General features: G+C 47.1%; 15 protein-coding genes and 1 pseudogene. 6 read left to right on the top strand and 10 right to left on the bottom strand.

Annotation, left to right across the window (positions count from 1 at the left end; translation table 11 throughout):
- The first annotated feature begins 78 nt into the window (after positions 1–78).
- The 3 genes from QUB56_RS37195 to QUB56_RS13545 all read left to right on the top strand — a co-directional run bounded on the left by QUB56_RS37195 (position 79) and on the right by QUB56_RS13545 (position 1,638).
- On the top strand, positions 79–225 hold the full coding sequence (locus QUB56_RS37195) for an RRXRR domain-containing protein (RefSeq protein ID WP_445243340.1): 147 nt from the start codon (positions 79–81) through the stop codon (positions 223–225).
- A gap of 7 nt (positions 226–232) precedes the next feature.
- Positions 233–1,177 (top strand): RNA-guided endonuclease IscB, encoded by a 945-nt coding sequence (iscB, locus tag QUB56_RS13550; RefSeq protein WP_445243339.1) that lies wholly within the window; start codon positions 233–235, stop codon positions 1,175–1,177.
- A gap of 182 nt (positions 1,178–1,359) precedes the next feature.
- A complete protein-coding gene (locus QUB56_RS13545) occupies positions 1,360–1,638 on the top strand; it encodes a DUF4212 domain-containing protein (protein ID WP_332955751.1) in 279 nt (92 codons plus the stop codon).
- Between the two features lie 35 nt (positions 1,639–1,673).
- Here the strand turns inward: QUB56_RS13545 and QUB56_RS13540 are convergent.
- Positions 1,674–2,867: pseudogene (locus QUB56_RS13540) on the bottom strand (RNA-guided endonuclease InsQ/TnpB family protein).
- 99 nt (positions 2,868–2,966) lie between these two features.
- Here QUB56_RS13540 and QUB56_RS13535 point away from each other — a divergent pair.
- Complete coding sequence (locus tag QUB56_RS13535) at positions 2,967–4,640, top strand: sodium:solute symporter family protein (protein WP_332955749.1); 1,674 nt, start codon at positions 2,967–2,969, stop codon at positions 4,638–4,640.
- Between the two features lie 99 nt (positions 4,641–4,739).
- Here QUB56_RS13535 and QUB56_RS13530 read toward each other — a convergent pair whose 3' ends face one another.
- The 5 genes from QUB56_RS13530 to QUB56_RS13510 all read right to left on the bottom strand — a co-directional run bounded on the left by QUB56_RS13530 (position 4,740) and on the right by QUB56_RS13510 (position 9,538).
- The gene (locus tag QUB56_RS13530; RefSeq protein ID WP_332955748.1) at positions 4,740–4,931 is read right to left on the bottom strand and encodes a hypothetical protein; all 192 of its coding nucleotides are present in this window, start codon (positions 4,929–4,931) and stop codon (positions 4,740–4,742) included.
- A gap of 66 nt (positions 4,932–4,997) precedes the next feature.
- Positions 4,998–6,323 (bottom strand): hypothetical protein, encoded by a 1,326-nt coding sequence (locus tag QUB56_RS13525; protein WP_332955754.1) that lies wholly within the window; start codon positions 6,321–6,323, stop codon positions 4,998–5,000.
- Between the two features lie 560 nt (positions 6,324–6,883).
- A complete protein-coding gene (locus QUB56_RS13520) occupies positions 6,884–7,405 on the bottom strand; it encodes a hypothetical protein (RefSeq protein WP_332955747.1) in 522 nt (173 codons plus the stop codon).
- 283 nt (positions 7,406–7,688) lie between these two features.
- Positions 7,689–8,042: a hypothetical protein gene (locus tag QUB56_RS13515; protein ID WP_332955746.1), complete on the bottom strand. Its 354-nt coding sequence runs from the start codon at positions 8,040–8,042 to the stop codon at positions 7,689–7,691.
- A gap of 389 nt (positions 8,043–8,431) precedes the next feature.
- Positions 8,432–9,538: a saccharopine dehydrogenase NADP-binding domain-containing protein gene (locus QUB56_RS13510; RefSeq protein WP_332955745.1), complete on the bottom strand. Its 1,107-nt coding sequence runs from the start codon at positions 9,536–9,538 to the stop codon at positions 8,432–8,434.
- A gap of 370 nt (positions 9,539–9,908) precedes the next feature.
- Between QUB56_RS13510 and QUB56_RS13505 the strand changes: the two genes are divergently transcribed.
- Positions 9,909–10,109, top strand: a complete 201-nt coding sequence (locus tag QUB56_RS13505; RefSeq protein ID WP_332955744.1) for a polymorphic toxin type 34 domain-containing protein — start codon at positions 9,909–9,911, stop codon at positions 10,107–10,109.
- 28 nt (positions 10,110–10,137) lie between these two features.
- The gene (locus tag QUB56_RS13500) at positions 10,138–10,941 is read left to right on the top strand and encodes a HEAT repeat domain-containing protein (RefSeq protein ID WP_332955743.1); all 804 of its coding nucleotides are present in this window, start codon (positions 10,138–10,140) and stop codon (positions 10,939–10,941) included.
- Positions 10,942–11,008: 67 nt separating this feature from the next.
- On the opposite strand, the gene crtO is transcribed toward QUB56_RS13500, so the two are convergent.
- From crtO to QUB56_RS13480, 4 genes are all read right to left on the bottom strand, one after another.
- Positions 11,009–12,706 (bottom strand): beta-carotene ketolase CrtO, encoded by a 1,698-nt coding sequence (gene crtO, locus QUB56_RS13495; RefSeq protein ID WP_332955742.1) that lies wholly within the window; start codon positions 12,704–12,706, stop codon positions 11,009–11,011.
- A gap of 298 nt (positions 12,707–13,004) precedes the next feature.
- The gene (locus QUB56_RS13490; RefSeq protein ID WP_332955741.1) at positions 13,005–13,784 is read right to left on the bottom strand and encodes a class I SAM-dependent methyltransferase; all 780 of its coding nucleotides are present in this window, start codon (positions 13,782–13,784) and stop codon (positions 13,005–13,007) included.
- A gap of 59 nt (positions 13,785–13,843) precedes the next feature.
- Positions 13,844–14,041 (bottom strand): protein adenylyltransferase SelO family protein, encoded by a 198-nt coding sequence (locus QUB56_RS37190; protein WP_445243338.1) that lies wholly within the window; start codon positions 14,039–14,041, stop codon positions 13,844–13,846.
- 250 nt (positions 14,042–14,291) lie between these two features.
- Complete coding sequence (locus tag QUB56_RS13480) at positions 14,292–15,392, bottom strand: tetratricopeptide repeat protein (RefSeq protein WP_332955740.1); 1,101 nt, start codon at positions 15,390–15,392, stop codon at positions 14,292–14,294.
- Positions 15,393–15,482: the final 90 nt, after the last annotated feature.

Here is a 15,482-nt window from a genome sequence, read left to right as displayed (position 1 = left end):
ATTGTAAGACTACTTCGGTAGCAGAACCCAGCGAAGCGTCAAGAATCACTGCGGCTTTAGCCCGGTGAGTATTTCAAGATAATTCTCAAGGTAGAGATAACAGCACCCCAGGAACCAATCACTCTTAAATTAGACCCTGGCTCCAAAACCACGGGAATTGTATTAGTGCAAGGAGAGGACGTAATTTTTGGTGCAGAACTAACTCACGCCCGGTCAAGCGATTAAAACCAGTTTGGAGTCTCGCCGTTCCCTGCGTAGAGGCAGGAGAAGTCGTCATACTCGTTATCGAAAAGCAAGATTTCTAAATAGAACTCGTTCTAAAGGATGGCTGGCTCCAAGCCTACAACATCGTGTTGAAACAACCCTGACATGGGTAACTAGATTAATGAAGGTCGCCCCCATTAGTTTCATTGTTCAAGAACTTGTGCGATTCGACTTACAACAACTAGAAAATCCAGAGATTAGTGGATTAGAATACCAGCAAGGCATTTTATGTGGTTACGAGATCCGCGAATATTTGCTGAATAAGTGGGACAGAAAATGCGCGTATTGTGGAGTTACTAATACACCATTACAAATCGAGCATATTCATCCCAAAGCAAAAGGCGGTTCTGAGCGTATTTCTAATCTTTGCCTTGCTTGCGAGAATTGTAATACTCGGAAGGGAACTCAAGACATTGAGCAATTCCTCTCCAAGAAGCCAGATGTTTTGAAGAAGATTCTATCTCAAGCAAAACGCCCTTTAAAAGACGCAACAGTAGTTAATTCAACTCGCTGGGCGTTATTTAACCGACTCCGCATGACTGGCTTACCAGTTTCTACTGGCAGTGGTGGCTTGACAAAATTCAATCGCACTCGTCTGCAGCTACCTAAATCCCACTGGTTAGATGCTGCGCCTGGAGGCAAAGTCGAAGAATTGAAAGTGCTAACTTTTCAACCGCTGCTAATCAAGGCAACAGGACACGGTACGCGACAGATGTGCGGCACAAATAAGTTTGGCTTCCCAATTCGTCACAAGTCGAGAAAGCAAATTCATTTTGGTTTTCTTGCCTGGCGATATTATCAACGCGACAGTCACCGCAGGCAAAAAAGTCGGATCTTATGTAGGACGAATCCTTTGCCGTGCATCCGGTTCGTTCGATATCGCCACAATGAAGGGAAGAGTAGCAGGGATTAGTCACAAATATTGCAAATCTATTCACAAAAAAGATGGCTATTCCTATTGAGTTTAATTCAAGGCGACTGAAGTCGCAGCCGCTTTCCTCCCCATGTCTAAAGCCAGGGGCTTCTCGCTCGTTTTTTGGTGAAATGAAAGAATAGGTTGGTTGAAAAAACGATTTTAAAAGGAGTGTTTTTCTGATGTCTGACAGTGACCTCGAACCAATTGGTAAAGACAAACGCCTTGCTTACTGGCGTGCCAATACCGCTTTAATTCGGAATCTCTTGATTGTCTGGGCCCTAGTGTCACTCGTCTTCAGCATCCTGCTGGTTGAGCCATTGAACGCCTTGCGTCTCGGTGGCTTGCCCCTCGGCTTTTGGATGGCACAGCAAGGCTCAATCTTGACTTTTGTGGTGCTGATTTTTATTTACGCCATCCAGATGGATAAGCTCGATCGCAAATACGGTATCAGAAATTGACACTCAGGGCGCGTGAACGCGCCCTGATTCTTGGTTCAACCAGTCGGCTTGCTCGTTGATGTTACCACCAACGAGTAGAGGTCGGTCTGTCCCCAAGCGTTAATTCCGGCGTGCCCCGCCGTATTTATTTGAATTCCTGTTTGTCGTAGAGCTTTAGCTAAAATATTCAGTGCTGCATTGTGGTCGCTGTCTAACACTAATCCACAACTACAAATATGAGTCCTTACTGACAACGACTTTTTAACCGTGCTGCCACAACCCGAACAGTCTTGAGACGTGTATTGAGGGGCGACAGCAACAACTGTTTTCCCGTACACGTTCCCTAAATACTGCAACCACTGAGCAAACTGACTCCAAGCTGCATCGCTGATTGATTTAGCAAGCTTGCGGTTTTTTACCATGTTCTTCACCTGCAAATCGACCTAGGCTACGAAATCGCTAGATTTCACTACGCCGGGCGCCGTCTTAACGGCGAAGTCTTTACGTTGCCTACTAACTTTGAGGTGTTTTCTCCCTAACTTGTTGATAGCCTTCTGGCGATTGGACGACCCTTTCTTCTTTTTAGAAACCTTCCGTTGCAATCTGCGGAGCGCCTTCTCACTTTTACGTAAATAGCGAGGGTTGGGTACGGTGTCTCCGTTACTATCAGTCAAGAAGTGGTTTAACCCAACGTCGATACCAATAGCCTTACCTGCTGGACTGATTTCCTCTGTCCGTTTTACGTTGACGCAAAACTGGACATAGTAGCCATCTGCCCTTTTGACAACCCGGACTCGCTTAATCTCGTCAGGAGCATAGAAGTGTAGGTCACGAGAGCCGACTAATTTAAAAGTACCCGCTGCGAAGCCATCGGTAAAAGTCAATCTTCTTTTGTCAGAAGAAAGCTTCCAACCTGATGTTTTATACTCCACAGAACGCGAGTTCTTTTTGAACTGCGGGTAGCCTTTCTTTCCAGGTTTCTTCGCTTTGCAATTAGCGAAGAAACCTTGGACAGCAAAAATGGCACGTTCTGCCATCGCTTGACGCGCCATCGAGTTAAGTTTTCGGGCCCATTCAAACTCTTTAGCCAATATGGTGCAATGTTTGTAGAGATCGGACAGCTTAACATTTTGATTGTCCATCCAATAACGCAGAGCCTTGTTTCGGATAAACTGAGCAGTTCGGATCGTGTCGTCGATGACCCGATATTGCGCTTGTTTACCTTTTAACTTGTACTCTAGTGTTATCATGCAGCTATTCTAGCACTTTATAGCAACTTGTGGCTATAAAAAGAAAAGCCGTCCTCAACGGACGGGGCTTTAAACCCAGGTTTTCGGTAAAGGTGTGTCATGTCAGTTGAAATTTGGACAATTTTCATAGTCGGTCTCACGTTTGCTCTATATATCTATATCGGTTGGCGATCGCGCGTGCGAGACAGTGCCGGTTTCTATGTAGCTGGGCAAGGTGTTCCCGCAATTGCCAACGGCGCGGCAACTGCTGCGGACTGGATGTCGGCAGCATCGTTTATCTCAATGGCGGGGTTAATTTCTGTATTGGGTTACGACGGTTCAATTTACTTGATGGGTTGGACTGGCGGTTACGTGCTGCTAGCGTTGCTGCTTGCCCCTTACTTGCGGAAGTTCGGTAAATATACGGTGCCGGATTTTGTGGGCGATCGCTATTACTCCAACACCGCCCGTTTAGTCGCCGTTGTCGCAGCCCTGTTCGTTTCCCTGACTTATGTAGCGGGACAAATGCGCGGTGTGGGTATTGTCTTCAGCCGCTTTCTTCAGGTAGATATCAGCACTGGCGTGATTATCGGCATGGTGATTGTTGCCTTCTTCTCAGTGTTGGGAGGGATGAAAGGCATCACCTGGACGCAAGTAGCCCAGTATTGCATTTTGATTACTGCTTTTCTGATTCCCGCCGGCGCGATCGCCTTTTTGCTCACGGGCAACCCGATTCCCCAGTTGGCATTCACCTTCAGCGATATTGTTCCCAAACTCAACCAACTGCAGGTTGACTTAGGTTTCAAGGAATACACTCAACCCTTTGCCAACAAGTCAATGCTGGACGTGCTGTTCATCACGATCGCCCTGATGGTGGGAACAGCCGGACTGCCTCACGTCATTGTGCGTTTTTATACGGTGCCTGACGTGCGATCGGCACGGTACTCTGCGGGTTGGGCGCTACTGTTTATTGCGCTGCTGTACACCAGTGCCCCAGCATTAGCCACGTTCGCTCGCTACAACCTGATTAACACCTTGCACGATCGACCCATCGAACAAGTACGACAGCTAGATTGGGTAAACAAGTGGGAAAAAACCAAGTTGTTGACCTTGGATGACAAGAACAATGACGGGCGCGTTGAGCTGACGGCGGATAAGGCAACTAGCGAGATTACAATTGACCCGGACATTATCGTCCTGTCAACGCCAGAAGTAGCAAAGTTAGCTCCTTGGGTAATTGCTCTGGTTGCTGCTGGCGGACTGGCTGCGGCGCTGTCTACAGCATCGGGTTTGCTGCTGGTAATTTCCAGTGCCATTGCCCACGACGTTTACTACCGCATCCTCCGTCCGGATGCCTCAGAGTCCCAACAGGTGTTTGTCGGTCGCGTGATGGTGGGATTTGGTGTGGCGCTTGCTGGGTACTTCGGCATTAATCCACCGGGTTTTGTGGCGCAGGTGGTTGCTTTTGCTTTTGGTTTAGCTGCATCAAGCTTTTTCCCGATTATTGTTTTGGGTATCTTCGATAAGCGGACAAACCGGGAAGGTGCGATCGCGGGCATGATCACAGGTCTTGTCTTCACGCTGTTCTACATCATCGGGGTGAAGTTCGGCGGTATGCAACCCTGGTTCTTCGGTGTTTCCGCTGAAGGAATCGGCACCCTAGGCATGATTATCAACTTTATTGTCACCTTAGTTGTTTCTCGCCTCACCCCACCACCACCGCCAGAAATTCAAGAGATGGTGGAATATCTGCGCGCGCCTGACGGAGAACGACCTGTTGAGGCGGTTCATTAATTTAAAATGAGGTGGACTGACCCAGAGGTGCGATCGCCACCTTCAAATTATCTCAATGAAGCAATTAAAAAACTTCGTAACAGATGCAGACTAAGGCGCTCAAAATGGCTGCGGTCGATCGCACTCCGACTTAAAATTGCCATTCTCTTGCTGCTTTCCCTTGGCGGAGGCAATCGCAGAAAATATCCTCATGCTGCAGGTAATCACGCCTCGGGCACTTCGCAGCAGTACACTCGTCCTTAAAGCCGATCGAGTATCCGTTAGCGAAGCCGACGCCTTAGCGCATAGCATAAGGTGGAGCAGCCTACACTGTATGCGATAGCAGAGCGTGTAGGAGGATGTCAAGAACTTAGTTTCTCAGGATTTAAAGCCTTTAGAGCTTTTCTTTTTCTCCTGCGGTTTGGACTTTGACTTATTAACTTCACCTAAAGCTTCCTGAAATAAGTTGTGCAGGTGCACGGGAACGCTGGCAATTTCCGGGAGTTCGGGTTCTAAGGGTTTTTTAAACTCTTGCATCAGGGCATCTAAATCGCGATCGAGCTGAAAATTAGTCCGCTGCAATACAGTTTGCAAAATTTGTTCTAATTTCGCTGGATTAACTTTAGCTAACCGTTGCCAAATCCAGGCATTAATTGCAGGATCTTCTAGATAGTTACGCACCAGCTTCTCGTAACCGGGAACGGTTGAAAAGTCTTCTGCTGCTAGCATTTGGGTAAATTGAGCGTAAGTAGACAAAAAGGTTTGTCCCCAGCGAGGATGAGAAAGTGCTGTCACCTGTTCGGCTTTCTTGAAGCGATCGGGCAATTCGACTTTCGGCATTACCATTTTTGAACTAGCATTGCTGTCGAGCATTACCTCAACTGCTTTAACATCGGCACCTGCTGCCGCGATGGCGGCTGCTTTGATTTCTTCTGGATCGACTCCGGCATCTTCAACGAGGTCCGCCAGAGATTTACTTTCATCCATGCCGATATCAGCTAGGCGTTTTTTAGTGATAAATTCCTGAAATTCGGCCAACTGTTTATTCAGGTGATATCCCGATAGCGTCAATTCATCACTGCCAAAAAATTCAGTAAAATCTTCGTGGTAGTGTTCTACCGACTGCCAAGCTTGCTCTAACAATTCCGGCGCATCGCTGTACAGGTTCTGTTTGTGATTTTGCTTGAAATTGCCGATCGCCACCGCCAACTTCGGCTTACCCAATTTCCCCATCGGGATGGGAGAGCTCGAAAGTATCCACCAGTCATCGGTGAGGGGAGCAATCCGAGCCCGCAAGATTTCTCCTAACTTAAAGCGAGACATTTCTGCAAGAAAATTAGGACTGTTGGGTTTGACAATGTAGTGCTTTGCCGTCAGCCAGTTCATCAGTTCAAACCTGTCGGGGAAAAGTTGAGTGATTTCAAATAAGCCTGTGAAGCTTCTGTGCCCCCAACTTTCCAGCAAGCTGCGATCGTTATGGGTTAAATCCGGCTGACTTTCGACAAATAGGTCGATCGGCGTTTTGTCTCCGACTTTACCTTCGACTGTAAAACTGTCAATCACTTGATTTTGCTGAGCTATGTCGTAGCGCTCGCCGGTCGATCGAGCGGCAGCATAAGCTTCCAAAGCTACCGCCAACTCTCCCTCAGCATCCAGCACAAAATCAATTAAATTTTGCTTGAGTGTCCAAGCTCTTTCCAACATTTCATCCACAAGTAATACCAATTTTGAATGAGAGGATTTAGATTAACAATTATCGGACTTGAAGCCACCGACCCTTTACGATCCGGCCCAGATTGAAGAAAGCGCATCGCCAACAATGATAAAAATATGCGATCGCTCCCTCAGTCCTGAATTAGTTTAATTTTAAGGCCAATAGTCAAAAAAAAGTCAATTTTAAACCCGAGCATCCCTCTGGAGCGTAAAAAGCGTTTTTTAGGAGTGCCAACGTCCCGCAAAGCTTTGCCTATACATCTGGCTTCGCGAGTTCACAGCGAACAGTCCTGTGAAATAAAAATCTTGCTGAAAAATGCGATTTCACCTTAACCTAAAAATACCCCTCTCCGATGTAGAGAGGGGTCCAAAATCCCCAAAAACTTCCCTAATCTCGCGTCGAAAACTGTGCAACCTATCAACAACAGTCCAAGACGCAGCAACCGGGTTTTTTTTATCAAAACACTTCCCTGCATTCCGGAACCCGGGTAAAAAACCCGGAACGCTTGATTTGGTGGGCGTCCAAGACTGAAAAATACTTGCTCTGGCCCTTAGCGGCCGTCTTTGTCAATGTCGCCGGGGACAGCGCGTTCCACCCGATCCCAAGCGTCGCGCGTGGCGTGCTTAGCTTTTTCCCAAGTCAGATTAGACTTACCGCGATTTGTTTCGTAGTCGCGCTGCAAATCGTTTTCGACCTCGTTGAAGTTCTTACCAGTACCGCGATAGCGGCTGTATCCCTCATAACCAGTGCGGTATGCCGGCTGATAGTCTTCGTAAGTCACGCTGGTGTCGGCGTAAGGACGGGAACTGTAGTTGCTTTGCCAGTAAGCATCTTCTACCGTAGGGTCGATCGCCTCGGCCACACCTTTGCCGGCCAAACCGCCACTAAACGCACCCACAACAGCGCCTACAACTGCTCCCACAGGTCCGCCCACCGCACCGCCGATCGCAGCACCTGCAGCACCGGCACTCGCCGCACCAATACCCGTTCCTACTGGATGAGCCCCGGTTTCCCCGGAAATCGGGTCGAGGTTAGCATCATGTTCATGTACCGTTTTTTTGTCATCGCTCATGATATTTTTTTCCTTTTATCTAACTGTAACTATTATTAAATTTACCTTTTAAATTCCTATCTATTCATCTTCCTTGAGGATGAATCTGCTAGCTTAAAAATAAGCCGGATGACAAAACCTTTCTCTACGCCAAAATTGATTGGACACCCTACTCTAACGACGTAAGGTGCGCAACGCGCACCCTACATAATTAGGTTCAAGTGAGTCCCGATCTCTGCTCCATTGTGTACTCACAAAATATCAGAATTTACCACCCACTTGAGTTAGATATAAATTTTTAGATTTAGTCCTTCCCCGTGACCTTTTGGATCAGCTCTTCAGCTTTTTTAACTATGGTGTCTTGCGGGTTTTCTGCCTTGTACTCCTGTAAGCTTTCGTCGTAAGATTGCTCGACCTTTGCAGGATCTTGACCGGTTTTGACTATTTTTTCGTAAGCTGCTTGGGGATTGAGATCCTCGAAACTTTTTGCGGGGTCAGTAATTTGAGCTTCTGGCGGCGCCTCAGTCCTATCTTGACCTGCGTAAGCAGCCTGACTTGGTACTACCGCTAGACCTGCCAGAACAATGAAAGCCAGCATACACACCAGCAAAATGCTTTGGCTCAATGTTTTTCCGAGAGCTTTTAAAACCCGCTTCATATCAACTTCTCCTCGTATTTTTTCGCAAAATTTATGGTATTTGTCGCCCCTTCACTGCGATCGCACATTTCAAAATTTAGCGATCGGGGGAACTTTCGTTGCCTGTGCTGCGCCCACATACAGCAAAAGGGATATTTACCGTCTTGTAAAGTATATTAAACTCCTGCTCGTTCACTTTACTTCTACCAAAAGATAGATTAGTTAGACAAGGAGAACTCTTCTCGTGTGAGGGGTACTTGCAATTGATGCGATTTACCCTATCTATGGTTTTTCCCATCAATTGCGGACCCCCTGACTGTTGTCTTACTTCGGGTCATAAGCGTGGGCGCGGTTCGTTTTTAAAAGCCCATTCACCCAACATTTTAAAGTGCTATAAACACCCTAACTAACTACAAAAAAACCTGCTCTTGCTCTATATTGAGGTGGCGGTTTTGCATAGCTTTTTCAAATAAATCGGTAGAAAGAGCTTGTTCTACCGACCAAACGCCTGGTTTTTCCAGTTTTCCTTCTAACATTAATTGAGCTATGCTGCCAGTACCGATGCCAGTAGCGGCGGCAGCATTGGGGTGTATCGCTGTCGAGCAAACTTTAGCGGGTTGACCGTTTTTGAGACCGGTCACTTGCGATCGCACAGCTACACCAACCCCACTAAAACTATTAGTAACACTGGTCATCCCGTAACTGACGTAGGAGAGAAATTCAATCACGGAGTTATTTTTGAGCCAGCTAGCGGGCCAATACTTGGCCACAAACCAGGTAAGGTGATTGTAAAGGTCGGGAGACGTACCGAATTTAGTCACAACTGATTTGACGGGGAAAGTTTCGGGCAAAGTGATTGCTTCCGGCATATCGAACCAGTAAACCCCTGTTTTGCCGTAGGGTGCGGGAAATTCAATTGTTTCGCGCTTGCTGTAGGGTTTTACTTGCTGCCACTTGCGATCGAACCAAACATCAAAAGGCGTTTGCAAGCCTAAAAAAGTAGTTCTCATGACAGTAACACCAGCACCGCCCGAACCTCCGACAACATAACTCAAATGGATGTGTTCTGCTTCATCTAATTGTTCCATATCTCGGCGCACCATGCTGTTAGACACGCCGGGGAAAATGCCCGTATTAATAATAGCAGTAATCCCAGCATTTTTAGCAGTTTCGCGCAATTCTAAAGCTCGGCGAGTAAAACTGCGGCTGTCGCTGACATCAGTATAATTAACACCTGCTTCTATGCAAGTTTTCAGTACACTAGCATCTCGGTAGTGAAAAGGTCCGGCACAGTGAACGACGAGGTTAGAGGATGAAACCGCTTGGTGCAGTGCAGCACTGTCTGCTAAATCTAAAGCTTGATACTGCACCCTATCCGGCGGCAATCCAGGCCCAATAGAGGCTTCAGAGTTGCGTCCGGTAACGGTAATTTCTGCGTCGGTATGGGTAACAAGGTCTTCGGCAACGCTGCTGCCAATTCGTCCTCGGCCCCCGACAATCAAAACTCGGTTTGCCATCGCTCAAAAAAGGGTAACGCTAATCTGAGTGTGTATATTTTCGTGCATAATTTCCATCTGCACAAAGGATGAATTTGCAGTAATATTAGGCATCCGCAGGCGAGATCCCGGGCATCCGCAGGCGATCCCGGGTCCAGCAATTCTCCCATACAACCATGCCCTACAATGAGTTCAACAGTATTGTCCCAGTCAAACAAGCCTTTGGTTTAACAACTGTCTGGTTAACAAAGCGAGTTTTAAAAGATTAAGAATTTTCCCGTTATGCTACAATAAAAGTCAGTCGAACGCGCTAGGTTTGAGGATGCCTCAATGGGCGATTGGCATTTTACTTATTATTTTTAGTATTTAAACACTATGGCCAAACAGAAACATGACTTCTGAAGGCAACGTCGCTGACACGGGGATTTTAAAAGAAGCTCAGCAACTCATGCAAGATGGGTCAGTAGCATCAATGGGTGAAGCGCTGAAAATACTTATGGAAAATGCTGAGCGCAATGATGACAAAGTTAAAATTCAGAAAATAAAAACAACTCAAAAAGCTAAAAGAAAGCGTCGCAGTCGCCACCGATAAAAAAATTAAATTAGAGCAGGTTAAAATTATGAACAAGCAAAGTATTGAACTGCTTCTGGATGATTGCGATTCAGACGAACCAACTAGGCAAGCCGGAGCAATTCTCGATCTAGTTGATGCACAAGTTTATGAGGCTGCACCGAAAATAGTGAGGTTGCTGAAGTCACCAGATGCAGCTATCCGATTCACCGCAGCAGAAGCATTGGGTTATCTGGGAAGCGAGGAAGTAGAGACAGTTGGCCCTGCATTAATGGACTTGCTGGACGACGAAGAAGAACTGGTGAGGTCTGAAGCCGTGGAGGCTCTTGGAGATATTGATTATACCCCAGCAGTTGAATCTATAGAATATTTGCTGAGAAAAGATCCTTCAGCGCTAGTTCGCGCATCAGCAGCAGAAACTCTCGGGTATTTAGGAAAATCTCAAGCCATAAACACTCTCGAACTTTCACTGCTCGATACTAATGAGGATGAAGCTGTTAGATGTTATGCTGCTAACTCGATCGGGCTTTTAGGTACGCCGCAGCTATTGCCAAAACTTGAAGAGTATCTAAAATTAGAGCTTCCTTTATCAGTAAAAGCTGAATTGCTGGGTGCAAGGTACTGGTTAGGTGCGAAAGAAGATATGGCGAAGCTAGTGAATTTGTTGGATAAGGCTGATGAAGATTTTGCTCAGCACATTTTGACTATTTTAACAGATTTGACCGAACGGGAGGAGGAGCCAACATTGGCGAAAGATGCTCCCGATTTAGAAAGGGTACTGAGGGCGATCGCAAATCGTTTTCCCTTCACAGGGAATCAACCAGAAAAAATTCTCGCACTCACAGACCGATAAATCAAAACAAACAAACGCAGATGTCATTCATCTGCGTTTATCTGCGTTCATCTGCGGTTAAAAGATCTTACTTCTCATTACTCCGAAATACCGACTTACCCTTCGCCTTCAGAGAATTAGCCGCATCTGCCAAAGTCTGCGCGAAGGGCTGCTGCGAGTGCATGAAAACGCGAGCCGTATTGCGTCCCGGCATCCCGGAAATCGAGCCGCCCGGATGGGTCCCTGCCCCCGTGAGGAACAAACCCTCGATCGGCGTTTTGTAATTCGCCAACTCCGGTAAAGGACGGAAAAATATCATCTGATCCAGCGTCATGTCAACGTGATAATAATTTCCCTTCAAAGCCCCCAAACGCTCTCCCAATTCCGCCGGACTTTCCACGTGGCGGCCGATAATTGACTTCTTGATATTCGGTGCATATTCTGCTAACTTATCGATGCAGCGATCGGCAACTTTGTTTTTGAGCTCATCCGTCCAACCCGTACCGTGCTGGCCGGTTCCTTCAGCATTTTCGATCATGTAAGGAGCAAAAAATTCAATCCAAGCCGTATGATGTCCGGGGGGAGCCATTGACGGGTCTCGTACCGTCGGAAACACTACATACATCGATGGGTCAGAGTCGGGGATTCGGCCGATTGAAGGGTCGCTGTGAGAAATTTCAACGTGTCTCACCGAGTCTGCAATTAAAACCGACCCGATTAAAAATTCCTCCCGATGATTCCAGCGATCGAATCTAGGCGCTTCACTCAGAGCTAAGTCTATTTTGAGAATAGTCTCGTTGTTATTAACAATTTTGCGCTCCAATCTTTCCCGCAAATCCGGGTCGGCACTGTCAACATCGCTGGAGTCCATTAAGTGCAGAAACAAGCGCTTAGCATCAATATTAGAAATGACACCTTTTGTAGCGCGGTATTCCGTGCCGTTGGCAACTCGAACTCCCACAGCGCGACCGTCATCAACTAATATTTTCTCGACGTGCTGGTCGGTAAGTACCACACCCGAGTAACTTTTCACTACACTAAGCAGCGCTTGCACTAATGCACCCGTCCCTCCGCGCGGTCTTGCCATGCCGGGATTGTGCCTCATTGCCAGCATAATTGCGCCTACAGCCAGGGTTTTTTGCGAAGGAGGCGCGCCGAGTTCTGCAGCGAATCTTGCTAGGGGTGCTTTGATAAATTCCTCGTCAAACCACTCGTTGAGAAGGTCTTCAGCGCTGGTGAGCATCGTGCGAACAAAGTCCAGCGTTTTGTCGGGGGAACCGATGACTGACAATAAATCTTTGATCTTTGAAATATCGTAGTTGCCCAGAATATCTATGAGGGATTTTGGTGGCGCATTAAACATCGGAACCATTGCACCTAAAGCCCGCTGCCAAAAGTCTGTATATTCGGCATATTTTTTAGCATCGCGCTCGTTGTAGCGGGCAATTTCAGCACAAGTTTTTTCTACAGATTTGTGCGCTAAAAAATATTTGCCGTCGGGATGCGGACAAAAGGCAACTGGATCGCAGAAAAGATATTCTAACCCGTGTTTTTCCAGTTCTAATTCTTCTACAACTGGCCCTAAGTGGATAAATTCGTGGTCGATCGCGCACATATTGAATTTAAAGTCCGGCAATTCGGGAATCGCAGCTTCAGTAGTTGCTGCGCCGCCGGGAACCGAACGTTTTTCTAGCAACAGGACGGTATATCCCGCTTTCAGGAGATAAGAGGCGCAGACCAGTCCGTTGTGACCTGCTCCTATGATAATTACGTCATACGTTTGCATAGATGAAGCTCTGGGGATAGGATATTTTACTCATTTTACAAATGTTAACAACTTGGCAGTCTCTATCAATAGAAATAGATTGATTTTCCATCAGCAGTTTTAGGATCTTACAAAAGATGGAGCTTCGATGCAATTCAAATGTGCGATCGCCCTTATTGCTTCTCTAATTTTTTGTCTATAACAAAACTTAAATCGTGTCTTAAGAGATCGATCGCCATAAGTGGGTTTGTAGTGAGGACTTTAGTCCTGGAGAAGCTGCGCACTAAAGTCCTCACTACAAACAGAATTTCAAACAATCTTAATTATTGGCAACAACCGCCAGATAGACTCTTGTTTTATAAACTAAAGAAACCAAGCCTCGATCGTCGCAGTGAGTTTCATAAAGTTCGGTCAAATCCGAGATGATTTTCTCCCAAGCCGGACCGGATTGCGGAATGTAAGAGGCACTTTTTGCTCGCCCGATTAACCCTGCTATATCTACATCTTGACTGTTAGCAAAATCGCAGTGTCTGACATCGGTAAAATGCGAACTAGCTAGCAAAGCGTCGATCGATTGAGCGGGGTTTTCTGCTGGATCATTTTGAGAACCTGGCTTGGTAATTTGAGTGTAACCTAGCGTTACTGGTTCGGAGCGGTCGCGCAGGTTCCCAACTACAGCCAACCGGCCCCCCGGCTTGAGAATTCGCCGAAATTCTGGTAAAGTTAACACCGGGTTAAACCAGTGAAAAGACTGGAAACAAGTTACTAAATCGATCGATGTGTCGGGCAAGTTAGTAGCTTCCGAAGTTCCTGCTCTCAAGTCTACCAAAGCGTGAGGAGCGGCCGCTTGTCTCATTTCAGCATTCGGTTCAATTGCCAACACCCGAAGGCCTCTTTGGGCCAGCAAACGCGAAGAAATCCCCGTACCCGCACCGATATCCGCTGCCGTTAACTGCGAAGGTTCTCCAAGTCCATCTAAAATCGCATCAATTGCCGCAGCCGGATAACTCGGCCGGTATTTGACATAATCGGAGGCGCGATCGGAAAATCGGCCTAGCGGATCCATCTCATACAGTGGCGGTTTGGAGTTATGAGTCATTAGTTATGAGTTATGAGTTATGAGTTATCAGTCATTAGTTATTAGCTATTAGTCAACTGTTATATACGATCGCACAGTGGCAGGATGAAGCATTCTGATATCACGCCTGAAAAAAATTTCAGAGATGAGGGACGGACGCAGTGAAATTTACCGAACGCTTCGGTGAAATGTTCGTCGGTTACTTGTGCGGGATCTAAACCAAGTTTCGGCAACACTTTGTCGTTTTTTCTACTTCTGAGGCCGGCGCGGCAAACCATCCGAGAAACCGGGTTTCTGCGACAATTTACGCCTCCTCACCAGATTGTCTCAAGAAACCGGGTTTCTGAGGCCGGCGCGGCAAACCATCCGAGAAACTGGGTTTCTGCGACAATTTACGCCTCCTCACCAGATTGTCTCAAGAAACCGGGTTTCTGAACCCGCCCCCACGACATCAAAAGCCAGTTTCTCAGTTGTAGCGCCTCGCCCGCCATCAGAAACACTATCAACTATCAACTGTCAACTGACTAATTATTTTAGTTCCTGCAATGCCGCCTCAGCTTTTTCTGCCCCCTCATTGTTGCCTTGCTGGCGGTAAGTGTCGAGGGCTTGTTGAAAAGCTTCAATTGCTTCGGAGTTGCGATCGCCCGCTTTGAGTGCTTTACCCATATTGTAATAAGCTTCTGCCCGGTCTCGATCGAGTTCAATCACTCGCCTAAAAGTGGTAATGGCTCCTAAAAAATCTTGTTTTTCCAGTTGAATTTCCCCGATTCCGGAGTGTGCTTCCACTAAATTCGGTCGCACCGCAACAGCCCGCTGATAAGCTACCAGCGCTCCGTCGAAGTCGTTTTGAGCCTGGAGAAGTTGGCCAATTTCTAGCTGCACTTCTGGATTCCGGGGCTCCAATTTGGCAGCTTCTTCAAAAGCTGCTAGCCCTTCGGAAGTGTTGCCGCCCCGCAGCAAAGCAGTACCCAATTTTAACTGGACGCTGGCTTGTTTGGGAGCCAGTTCGGCAGCCTGCTGGAGTACAGTAACAGCACTGGCAAAATTACCCTGCTGGATCAATACCAAACCCATTGAAGAGTAAGCTTGCCAACTTTTCGGATCGAGGGCGATCGCCTCTTGGTACGCTTTAAAAGCACCGCTGTAATCTTTTTGCTGAAAGAGTACCACTCCGAGACCGATCCGGGCATTGACATTTTTGCGATCGAGCTCAGAGGCGCGGCGGTAAGCTGTGGCTGCTGCGGGATAGTTTTGCAAATTCGCCATAGCATATCCTAAGGCGTATTGGAAGTCAGCATTGTTCGGTTCGAGACCGATCGCTTGTTGGTAAAATTCCACGGAGGCTTGATAGTTGCCCTGACGCGCTTCTAAATACCCCATACCGGAAAAAATGCGCGGGTTTTCCGTATCTAAACGTGCTGCTTGCTGATAAATGGCGATCGCCTTACTGTAGTCTCCTACATCTACCAACTCCCGCCCTTGTCGCAGCAGAGCATCTAAATTGGAATTATTTTGAGGGTTGACTTGAACAGACGTTTCTGCTGAGAGTGCTATCTGCGGCGCTGCGACAGCGAGTCCTGCTACCAAAAGCGTACTGAATACCAAGAGACTTTGTTTGTATACGGCCATTTGTTTCAAAGCGTGTGTGGAATGAAAGAGCGAGTTGCTGTCACCTTGCTTTCGCTGACAGCTTAGGGTTTGCCGGGAATCTGGGAACCG

Source organism: Microcoleus sp. AR_TQ3_B6 (assembly GCF_036702785.1).
GTDB lineage: Bacteria > Cyanobacteriota > Cyanobacteriia > Cyanobacteriales > Microcoleaceae > Microcoleus.
This window is presented reverse-complemented; position numbering and strand designations above follow the sequence as displayed.